A 12,050-nucleotide genomic window follows, 5' to 3' on the forward strand; every position below is an offset into this window, starting at 1 on the left:
ATGAAGCGTGACCTGCAACGGTTCTTGCGAGAGACGCTGAGCGGCGTCCTGGGAACCGATCTGGCCACCAGCTCCGACAGCGTCGCCCTCGTGGAGCTGGGGCTCGACTCGATCAGCTGCGTCGTGTGGCTGCGCGAGGTCAACCGGACCTTCGGGCTTTCCCTCACGGTGGCCGAGGTATGCGGTCACCCCACTTTCGGCGAGCTGGCCACCCTCATCCAGGGGGCCATGGGAGATCTGATGAGTGTCACGAGCCCTCGGTCTTCGGCTGCCCAGGTGGCCTCGTACCTGCGGCAGAGCCTGGCCGACGAGCTGGAGCTGGCGGAGCCGGACATCGACGACGACGCGCCGTTCGTCGAGCTGGGCCTGGACTCCATCACCGGCGTCACCTGGACCCGCAAGCTGAACACGCACTTCCAGCTGTCGCTCTCCGCGACACAGGTCTACAGCCACCCGACGATCGCCGAACTGGCCGAGCACCTGGCGGGATGCCTGGGCGGTACGGGTGCGCCGACGGCGGCCGAGGAGGCCGCCGCCCCGGTCCCCGCTCCCGCCCCGGAGTCCGAGGCCGCGCACGAGGGCGGCACCGGTGACGAGGAGCGCGCCGCGCTCGCCTCCTGGCTGCGCGCGAGCCTCGCCAAAGAGCTGGAGCTGGACGAGGCCGACCTCGACGACGAGACGCCGTTCGTCGAGCTGGGCCTGGACTCCATCACCGGCGTCACCTGGACGCGGTCCATCAACACCCGCCTCCAGCTGTCGCTCTCGGCGACCACGGTGTACGGCCACCCGACCGTCGCCGCACTCGCCGCGTACCTCGCGGCCGAGCAGCGGGCGGCGCTCCCGGCCGAGCCGGCGGTGGTCGACGTGTCCGTGGTTGAGGCGACCGTCGAGCCGGAGCCGGAGCCGGAGCCGGAGCCGGAGCCCGAACCCGTACGCGCATCCACGCCCCGCCCGGCCGTCGACCTCGTCGACATCGCCGTCGTCGGGATGTCCGGCGCCTTCCCCAAGGCGGAGAACCTGGACGAGTTCTGGCGGAACATCGTCGAGGGGCGCGACTGCGTCTCCGAGGTACCCGGCTCGCGGTGGCCCGTCGAGACGTTCTACGACGAGCGGCCCGGTACGCCCGGCAAGTCGTACAGCAAGTGGATGGGCGTGCTGGAGCACGCCGACCGCTTCGACCCGCTGTTCTTCGGCATCTCGCCCGGCGAGGCGGAGTACATGGACCCGCAGCAGCGGGTCCTGCTCCAGGAGAGCTGGCGGTGCGTCGAGGAGGCCGGGTACAACCCCGAGGCGCTCTCCGGCACCCAGTGCGGCGTCTTCGTCGGCTGCTCGGTCAACGGCTACGGCGGACGGCTCGACGAGACCGAGCTGAGCGCCCACCAGAACCTCGGCAGCAACAGCGCGATCCTGGCCAGTCGGATCTCGTACACCCTGAACCTCAAGGGCCCCTGCCTGTCGATCGACACCTCGTGCTCGTCGTCGCTGGTGGCGATCGCCGCCGCGTGCGACAGCCTGGTCCTGGGCGACAGTGACACGGCGCTTGCGGGCGGCGTCTGGGTCATCCCCGGCCCCGGCGTCCACGTGGCGATGAGCCAGCTGCGCGCGCTCTCCCCGGACGGCCGCTGCCACGCCTTCGACGAGGGCGCCAACGGGTTCGTCCCGGCCGAGGGCGTCGGCGTCCTGCTGCTCAAGCGGCTCGCCGACGCGCAGGCCGACGGCGACCGCATCCACGCCGTGATCAAGGGCTGGGGCGTCAACCAGGACGGCAAGTCCAACGGCATCACCGCCCCCAACGCCGAGGCGCAGACCCAGCTCCAGCGGCGGGTGTACGACAGGTTCGGCATCGACCCGGCGGACATCCGGCTCGTCGAGGCGCACGGCACGGGCACCGCGCTCGGCGACCCGGTGGAGATCGACGGCCTGGTCGGAAGCTTCGGCGCGCACACCGAGGAGCGCGGCTACTGCGCGATCGGCTCGGTCAAGAGCAACATCGGCCACAGCGCCTGCGCCGCCGGTGTCGCCAGCACCCTCAAGGCCGTGCTCGCCCTCAAGCACAGGACTCTGCCGCCGACGATCCAGTACGACCGCCTCAACGAGCACATCGACCTGAGCGACACCCCGTTCTACGTCAACACCGAGGTGCGCGACTGGCCGGAGCGGGACGCCAACTCCCGTATGGCGGCGGTGAGTTCGTTGGGCTACAGCGGCACCAACGCCCATCTCGTGGTCGCCGAGGCCCCGCCGGTCGCCGTGGGGGCCGATGAGCCGGGCGCCCGGCTGATCGCCCTGTCCGCGCGCACCGCCGACCAGCTCGACCGGCAGGCGCGGCAGCTCCTCGCGCACCTGGATGCCGACCCGGCGCAGAGCCTGCGCGCGCTCAGCCACACGCTGCTGCTCGGCCGCAAGCACTTCCGCCACCGCCTCGCCCTGGTCGCCACCGCGCCCGGCGACGTGGCCCGCGCCCTGCGCACCTGGCTGGAGACCGGCGCCGACCCGGCGGTCCGCACCGGCGACCGCAAGCCGGAGCGCGCGACGGGCAACCGGTCGACCGTGCCCACGGGGACGGCCGACCAGTTGGACCGGCGCCACCTGAAGTCGCTGGCGGAGGAGTACGTACAGGGCCGCACCCCGTCGTTCGACACGCTCTTCGAGGCGGGCCGCCCGTCCCGGACCTCACTGCCGACGTACCCGTTCGCGACCGACTCGTACTGGCTCACGGGCCCCTCCGCCGAATCGGCCCGCGACGCCGCCCCCGTGGCCGGTGAGCCGCTGTGGCTGGAGCCGCGCTGGGAGCCCGCGCGACCGTCCGGCGCCACGTCTGTCCCCGGCGAGCACACCGTCTGGCTCGTCGGACAGGGCATCGACGACACCCTCGCGGACGCGGTGCGCGACCGGCTGCCCGGCTCCACCACCGTACGGACGCACACGACCGGCGCCGACACCCTCGACGCGGACTACCTGCGGCTGACCCGCTCGCTCCTCGCCGACGTGCGGGGCCGTGGCGGAGCGCGCGAGGGGCTGCTCCAGGTGGTCGTGGCGGGATCGGGGGAGTCCCGCGTGCTCGCGGGCGTCTGCGGGCTGCTGCGTACGGTGAGCCTGGAGCACCCCCGGCTGCGCACGCAGTGCGTGGAGTACGCCGACCCGCTGTCGGCCGACGCCCTGGCCCGGCTCGTCCGCGAGTGCGCGGGCGACGGGAACGAGCCGGAGGTACGCCAGGCCGGCGGTGTGCGTTCCGTGCGCCGCCTGGCCGAAGTGCCGTCCACGGAAGGCGCGTTGAGCACGCCTTGGCGTGCCGGTGGCGTGTATCTGATCACCGGTGGTCTCGGCGGGCTCGGCCTCGTCCTCGCCCGTGAGATCGCCGGAAGCATCGGCGAGGGCACGCTCGTCCTCGTCGGCCGCTCCGCACCGGACGCGGCGACCCGCCGCACCCTCGCCGCCCTGGCCGAGCCGGGTGTGACGGTCACGTACGAGCGGGCCGACATCGCCGACCGCAGCGCCGTGGACGCGCTCGTCGGCGAGGTGGTCGCGCGTCACGGTGCGGTCCACGGCATCGTGCACTGCGCCGGCGTGCTGCGGGACGGGCTGGTCGCCGGGAAGACGGACGACGACGTACGGGCCGTGCTCGCGCCCAAGGTCGCCGGACTCGTCCACCTCGACGAGGCCACCCGGGACCAGCCGCTCGACCTGCTGCTCTCCTTCTCGTCCACGGTGGCCGCGCTCGGCAACCCCGGGCAGGCGGACTACGCCGCGGCCAACGGCTTCCTCGACGCCTACACCGCCCACCGCAACGAACTGGCCGCACAGGGCCGCCGGTCCGGCCGCGCCGTCAGCATCGGCTGGCCGCTGTGGGCGGACGGCGGGATGCGTCTCGACGCGGCCGGGCTCGACCGGCTGGCGCGGCTCGGGGTCGCCCCACTGGCCACCCGTGACGGCCTGCGCGCCCTGGACGCGGCCATCGCCTCGGGCCGGGAGCGGACGCTGGTCCTCTCCGGCGACCGCGGGCGACTCCTGGCGCGGCTGTCGGCGCTGATCGCCACGGCATCGGAGCCGGAGCCGAGGCCGGAGTCGCAGTCGGATTCGGAGCGGCTGAGCGGCCCGACGCCGCAGGCGTGGCAGGAACTGCTCGTCGCCGAGATATCCGCCCAGCTCAACGTTCCTGTCGAAGAGATCGATGCGGATGGTGAGTTGGGGGAGTACGGGTTTGATTCGATCAGTTTGACCGAGCTGGCGAACCGGCTGAACGAGCGGCACGGTCTGGCGCTGGCCCCCACCGTGTTCTTCGAGTACCGGACCGTCGGCAGCCTCGCGGCACACCTCGTCGACGCGTACGCGCCGGAGATGGCGCGCGTCCACGGCGAGCGGCGGCCGACGCCGGAGCCTGTGCGGACGTCCGCGCCCGCCGCCCCGTCCGAGGACACCGCTCCCCACCACATGGCTCCGGCCGGCCCCGCCGAACCCATCGCCGTCATCGGCATGAGCGGCAGCTTCCCCCAGGCGCCCGATCTGGCGGCCTTCTGGGAGAACCTGCGCGACGGCAGGGACTGCATCACCGAGATCCCCGGGGACCGCTGGGACTGGCGGGCGATGCATGACGACCCGGCCACGCCCGCGAACAGGCGGCACGTGCGCTGGGGCGGCTTCCTCGACGCCGTCGACCGCTTCGACCCGCTCTTCTTCGGCATCTCGCCGCGCGAGGCCACCGCCATGGACCCGCAGCAGCGGTTGCTGCTCACCCACGTGTGGAACGCCTTGGAGGATGCCGGGCTCGCGCCGTCGAGCCTGGCCGGCACCGACACCGCCGTGCTCGTCGGCACCGCCCCCAGCGGCTACGGCACCCTGGTGCTGAAGGAGCAGCAGGGCGAGGACGGGTACGCGGCCACCGGGGTCTCCGGTTCCGTCGGCCCCAACCGGGTCAGCTATCTGCTGGATCTGCACGGCCCGAGCGAGCCGGTCGAGACCGCCTGCTCCAGCTCGCTGGTCGCCCTGCACCGCGCGGTGGAGCTGCTGCGCTCGGGGGCGAGCGGACTCGCCCTGGTGGGCGGCGTGAACACCATCGTCAGCCCCGATCTGCACATCAGCTACAGCCGGGCCGGAATGCTCAGCGAGGACGGCCGCTGCAAGACGTTCGCGGCGGGTGCCGACGGCTATGTGCGCGGCGAGGGCGTGGGCATCCTCGTCCTGAAGCCGCTCGCCGCGGCCGAGCGCGACGGCGACCGCATCCACGGCGTCATCCGCGCCACCGCCGAGAACCACGGCGGCCGTGCCCACTCGCTCACCGCCCCCAATCCGCAGGCGCAGGCCGAACTCCTCAAGTCCGCCTACCGCCAGGCCGGGATCGACCCGCGCACCGTGACGTATGTCGAGGCGCACGGCACCGGCACCGAGCTGGGTGACCCCGTCGAGCTCGGCGGCCTCAAGAGCGCCTTCGCCGCGCTCGCCGAGGAGACGCCGGACGGTCTGGGCGAGCCAGCCCGGTGCGGCATCGGCTCGGTCAAGAGCAACATCGGGCACCTCGAACTGGCCGCGGGCGTGGCCGGGGTGATCAAGACGCTGCTCCAGATGAAGCACGGCGAGCTGGTCGAGAGCCTGCACTGCGCGGAGCTCAACCCCTATCTGGACCTCGCGGACGGCCCCTTCCACGTCGTACGCGAGCGGACGCCGTGGCGACGGCTGCGGGACGCGGACGGCGCCGGCGTGCCGCGCCGCGCGGGTGTCAGCTCGTTCGGGTTCGGCGGGGTCAACGCCCATGTCGTGCTTGAGGAGTACCGGGGCGGCGAGCCCCGGCGGGAGGCGCCCGAGAGCCGTCCGGCCCTGGTCGTGCTGTCGGCCCGTACGGGCGAGCAGCTCACCGGCCGGGTCCGGGACCTGCTGGACCACTTGACGGTGCATCAGGTGACGGACATTCAACTCCCGGCCCTCGCCCACACGTTGCAGACCGGCCGCGATGCGATGGAGGAGCGGCTCGCCGTGGCCGTCACCTCGGTGGCGGAGCTGCGCGACCGGCTCGCCCGCCTCTTGGGCGGCCATGCGGACGGCTGGCACCGGGGCTCCGCGCCCCACCGCGCCCCGAAGGCCGCCGGGCGCGACACCGCACGGCTCGCCGCCTCGCACGCCTGGCTGGACGCCCGGGACGACAGCCGCGTACTGGCCGAGTGGGTCGCCGGGCACCCGGTCGACTGGCAGCGGCTGTACGGCCTGGGCGCCCGCCCGGAGCGCCTCGGCCTGCCCACCTACCCCTTCGCCGACGAGCGCTACTGGGCGGGCCGCACCCGCCGCCCGGCCGCACCGGCCCACCCGCACCCGCTGCTGCACCGGGCCGCGTCCGGCGACGCCGACGGGGCTGAGGCGTACGAGTCGCGCTTCGACGGCAGCGAGCCGTTCCTGCGCGACCACCGCGTCCAGGGCGGCCGGGTGCTGCCCGGCGCCGCGCACCTGGAGATGGCGCGCGCCGCGCTCGCCCGGGTGATCGGCCCGGAGCGCGCCGACCGCGTCCGGCTGGCCGACGTCGTGTGGCTGCGCCCGGCCCTCTGCGGGCCGGACGGTCTCGACCTGCGCGTCACCGTGCGCACGACGGCCGAAGGCGCCTACGAGTACACCATCCACGCCGTCGACCGCGACGGCGTGCGCACCCTGTGCAGCCAGGGCCGGGCGAGCGTGACCGGCGGCGCCGGGGGCCGTCCGCCGCTCCTGGCCGAGCTGCGCGCGCACTGCGCCGAGACCGCCGTCACGGCCGACGACCTGTATGACCTGTACGCGAACGTCGGCATGGAGTACGGCCCTGCCCACCGCTCGCTCGCGGGGCTCGGCGTGGGCACCGACGGCGAAGGGCGGCCGCAGGTCCTGGCCGAGCTGCGCCTTCCGGCGGCGGCCGAACCCGTGGACCGCTACCGGCTGCACCCCAGCATCGTCGACGGCGCCCTCCAGGCCACGATCGGCCTCGGTCTCACCGCCGCCGCACGCGACGGGCGGGCCGGGCGGCCCGCGCTGCCCTTCGCCCTCCAGGGTCTGACGGTGGCGGGCGCGACCCCGGCGACGGCGTACGCCTGGATCCGCCACCAGGACGGCAGCCGCGCCGACGCCCCCTCCGCCAAGCTCGACGTGACCGTCCTCGACGAGCGCGGCGAGGTGTGCGTGGAGCTGACCGGGCTGAGCGCCCGGGTGCTGCCGGGCGGCCCCGGCGAGCGGCCCGCGCCGGTACCGGTTCCGCAGGCGGCGCTGGTGACCGCGTCCGCCGACGCGCCCACCGCCGACCGTGCGCTCGACTACATCCGCGAGCAGTTGGCGGCCGCGCTCGAAGTCGCCCCCGAGCGGCTGGACGTGGACACCCCGCTTGAGCACTACGGCATGGACTCCATGATGGCGATGGAGCTCACCCGCCACCTTGAGGGGCCGTTCGGACCGCTGTCCAAGACGCTGTTCTTCGAGGTGCGCACCATCAGGGCGCTGAGCGAGCACTTCCTGGCCGAGTACCCGGAGCAGGTGCGGGCGGCCCTCGGCGCGTCCGGCGCCGAGCCGGTGACCACGTCCGCGTCCGCCGCCCCGGTGGAGTCCACCGGTGAGTCCAGCGGCGAGCGCCGCGCCCCGCGTGCGCACACCGACATCGCCATCGTGGGCGTGAGCGGGCGCTACCCGGAGGCCGAGGACCTCGACGCCTTCTGGCAGAACCTGCGCTCCGGACGCGACTGCATCCGGGAGGTCCCGCAGAGCCGCTGGGACCACCGGGGGCACCCGGGTGGCAAGTGGGGCGGTTTCCTCGACGGCGTCGACCGGTTCGACCCGCTGTTCTTCCACATCTCGCCGCGCGAGGCCGAGTACCTGGACCCGCAGGAGCGCCTGTTCCTCCAGTGCGTGCACCACACCCTGGAGGACGCCGGATACACCGGCGCGAACCTGGCCCCGGCCGGCAAGGTGGGGGTGTTCGTCGGTGTGATGTACGAGGAGTACCAGCTCCACGGCGCACAGGCGCAGGCACGCGGGCAGCACGTCGCCCTGTCGGGCAGCCCCTCCTCCATCGCCAACCGCGTCTCGTACTTCTACGACTTCCACGGGCCGAGCATGGCCGTGGACACCATGTGCTCGTCGTCGCTGACCGCGATCCACCTCGCCTGCGAGGCGATCCGCAGCGGTCAGTGCGAATCGGCGGTGGCGGGCGGCGTGAACGTCAGCGTCCACCCCAACAAGTATCTGATGCTCAGTCAGGGCAAGTTCACGGCGAGCGACGGGCGCTGCCGCAGCTTCGGGGAGGGCGGCGACGGCTATGTGCCCGGCGAGGGCGTCGGCGCGGTCCTGCTGAAGCCGCTGGACCGGGCGATCGCGGACGGCGACCACATCCACGCCGTCATCAAGGGCACCGCGCTCAACCACGGCGGCCGCACCCACGGCTTCTCCGTGCCGAGCCCGGCGGCGCAGGGCGAGGTCATCGCGGCGGCGCTGGCCGAGGCCGAGGTCTCCCCGGCCGCGCTGAGCTACCTCGAAGCCCACGGCACCGGCACCGCGCTGGGCGACCCGATCGAGATCGCGGGCCTGGTCAAGGCGTTCCGCACGGCCGGTGGCGCGCTGCCGCAGAGCCTGGCGATCGGCTCGGTCAAGTCCAACATCGGCCACTGCGAGAGCGCGGCGGGCATCGCCGCGGTCACCAAGGTGCTGCTCCAGCTCAAACACCGCGAGCTGGTGCCGAGCCTGCACTCGGCCGTGCCCAACCCGCACATCGACTTCGAGCGGACGCCCTTCCGGGTCCAGCAGCACCTGGCGCCGTGGCACCGCCCGACGCTGGTCGTCGGCGGCGAGGAGCGCGAACTGCCGCGCGTGGCCGGGGTGTCGAGTTTCGGCGCGGGCGGCTCCAACGCCCATGTGATCCTCGCCGAGTACGAGCCGGAGGCCGCGCGCCACGAGGTGCCCGCCGACGGGACCCGGCCGGTGGCCGTGGTGCTGTCTGCCATGAGCGAGCAGCAGCTCGTCCAGCAGGCTCGCCAACTACGGGCCCGCGCCGATGAGTTGGGCGATGCCGACCTCGCGGCCGTCGCCTGGACGCTCCAGACCGGCCGTGTCGCGCTCGATGAGCGCCTCGCCTTCACCGCGACCTCGATGGAGTCCCTCAGGCAGCACCTGGACGCCTTCGTCGCCGACCCCGCCGCGCCCGGCACCGGGCTGCGCGGGACCGTACGGCCCGACGGCGACGTGCCGCGCGAGTCGGCCGGGACCGTCCGCGCCTGGTGGGAGCGGGGGCAGTACGACGAGGTCCTGGCCCGCTGGGTGCGCGGCCTCGCCGTCGACTGGGCGCCGCTGCACGGGACGGACGCGCCGGTGCGGCGCGTGAGCCTGCCGGGCTACCCGTTCGCCCGCGAGCGCTACTGGCTTGACACCGAGGACGCTGTGGCCGTACCGGCCCAGCCGCGCCACGACGAGCTGCTGCTTCTGCGGCCGGTGTGGGAAGAGGCCGCCGGAGCGGACGCGGTCGCGTCCGAGGAGTACGCCGAGCACCATGTCGTCCTGATCGGCTCGCTCGACGCCGCCGGGCGGGACGCGTACGCGGCCGCGCTCGCCGGGACGACCGCCTTCGAGGTGGTGGAGCCGGGCGAGGAGCCGCTGGACGCCCAGTACTTGGACGTGACCCGGCAGGTGTTCGCCCGGACCCGTGAGCTCCTGGCGAGCGGTCCGCGCCGACCCGTGCTGCTCCAGGTGGTCCTGGTGGGCAGCGGCGGCGCCGCGGAGTGCTTCGGCGGGCTCACCGGGCTCCTGAAGACGGCCCAGCTGGAGAACCCCCGGCTGCGCACCCAGTACCTCGACTGCCTCGACGGGGCTCCGGCCCCGGCCGTCGCCGCCCGGCTGCTCGCCGAGGCGGGCCGCGCGGCCGAGCCCGAGGTGCGGTACCGGGACGGGCGGCGGTATGTGCGGCGCTTGGCCGAAGTGGCGCCCGCGCGCCCGGCGGCGGCGCCGTGGCGCACCGGCGGTGTCTATCTGATCACCGGTGGCGCCGGGGCCCTGGGCCTCGTCGCGGCGCGTGAGATCGCCGACGGCGTCGAGCACGCCACGGTCGTCCTCACCGGCCGCTCCCCGCTGGACGCGGAGCAGTCACGCGCGCTCGACGCCCTGCGGGCGGCCGGGCTGCGCGTCGACCACCGGCGGGTGGATGTCACCGACCGCGCGGCGGTGGACGGGCTGATGGCATACGTCGAAGCCACCCACGGGCCGCTCACCGGCATCGTGCACAGCGCCGGTGTGCTGAGCGACGACTTCATCGTCAGGAAGACGCCCGAGGAGCTGGCTCGCGTGCTGGCCCCCAAGGTGTCCGGCCTGGTCAACCTGGACGAGGCGAGCAAGCGCCACCCGCTGGAGCTCTTCTGCTGCTTCTCGTCCACCAGCGGCGCCTTCGGCAACCCCGGGCAGGCCGACTACGCGGCCGCCAACGCCTTCATGGACGCCTACGCGGCCCACCGCAACCGCCTCGCCGGCGCCGGGCTGCGGCACGGAACGACGCTCTCCGTCAACTGGCCGCTCTGGGAGGACGGTGGGATGCAGGTCAACGACGCGACCAGGGAACAGCTCCGGCAGATGGACCTGGCGCCCCTGGACACCGGCAGCGCCCTGCACGCCCTTCGGGTCGGGGCGGCCGCGCACGACAACGGCCTGGACGACGGCCGCCTCGTGGTCGTCGCGGGCAACCGCGAGGCACTGCTGCCGAGGCTGACGGCACGTCATGAGACAACTGGGGAAGGGGAATCGGTGCAGCAGGAGCAGCCCACAGGGGGCGCCGACCGCGCGCTCCTGGACCGTACCGTCCGCTACCTGCGGCAGCTGCTCGCCGGGGCCCTCAAGCTGGGCGTCGAGCGGCTCGACGCCGACACGGCGCTGGAGCGGTACGGCATGGACTCGGTCGTGGCGACCGATCTGATCGCCCGCCTGGAGGAGAGCTTCGGGCCGCTCTCGAAGACCCTGTTCTTCGAGATCCAGACGGTCCGCGCGCTGGCGGAGCACTTCGTGGCCGAGTACGAGGGCGTGCTGCGGACGATGTTCGGTGAGTCCGGCGCGCCGCGCCCGGCCCCGAGCACCGCCGGGCCCGCCGAGCCCGTGCGTGCGGTGGCGACCGTCGCGGCCGTGGCCGACCGGTCCCGGCGCCCCGGGCCCGCGCCCATGGACCAGGACGTCGCGATCATCGGGATCAGCGGGCGCTACCCGCAGGCCGCCGACCTGGACGCGTTCTGGGGGAACCTGCGGTCCGGCAGGGACTGCGTCACCGAGGTGCCGGCCGAGCGCTGGGACCACGACGCGCTGTTCGACACGGACCGGGACGCGCCCGGCCGCACCTACTGCCGCTGGGGCGGCTTCCTCGACGGGATCGACCGGTTCGACCCGCTGTTCTTCGGTATCTCGCCCCGCGAGGCCGAGACGATGGACCCGCAGCAGCGGCTCTTCCTGGAGACGGTGTGGGAGCTGCTTGAGGGGGCCGGGGTCACCCAGGACGCCATCGAGCGGCGCTACGGTCGCCGGGTCGGTGTGTACGTCGGCTCGATGTACCAGATGTACCGGGCCGACGAGGCGGACGTGCCGCGCGCGGCGCTGACCTCGGCGACCTCGTACAACATGATCGCCAACCGGGTCTCGTACTTCTTCGGGCTCGAAGGCCCGAGCCTGGCCGTGGACAGCATGTGCTCGTCCTCGGCCCAGGCGATCCACCTCGCCTGCGCGGACCTGCTGCGCGGGGAGAGCGAGCTGGCGATCGCGGGCGGGGTGAACCTCACCGTCCACCCGGACAAGTACCTCGCGCTCTCCCAGGCGCAGCTCCTGGGCAGTCACCCGGGCAGCCGCAGCTTCCGCGACGGCGACGGATATCTGCCGGCCGAGGCCGTCGGCGCGGTGCTGCTGAAGCCGCTGGCCGCCGCGCTGCGCGACGGCGACACCGTGCACGCGGTCGTCAAGGGAAGCGCCTCGCTGCACGGCGGCCGGGCCAACGGCTTCATGACGCCCAGTCACCGCACCCAGGTCGCCGTGATGCGGCGGGCGTTGGAGCGGGCCGGTGCGGCACCCGAGTCCATCGGTTACGTGGAGGCGGC

At 73.8% G+C, this 12,050-nt stretch carries 1 protein-coding gene (cut by a window edge); it reads left to right on the plus strand.

What is annotated here, in order from left to right; translation table 11 throughout:
• Nucleotides 1–12,050: the 5' portion of an SDR family NAD(P)-dependent oxidoreductase gene (locus tag ACFWA7_RS03655; RefSeq protein WP_385820646.1), read on the plus strand. 1,414 nt of this gene lie beyond the right edge of the window; the window shows 12,050 of its 13,464 coding nt (coding positions 1–12,050); its start codon is at nucleotides 1–3; its stop codon lies beyond the right edge, outside the window.

This window comes from Streptomyces sp. NPDC059994, from assembly GCF_042737755.1.
In the GTDB taxonomy this organism is placed as follows: Bacteria; Actinomycetota; Actinomycetes; order Streptomycetales; family Streptomycetaceae; genus Streptomyces.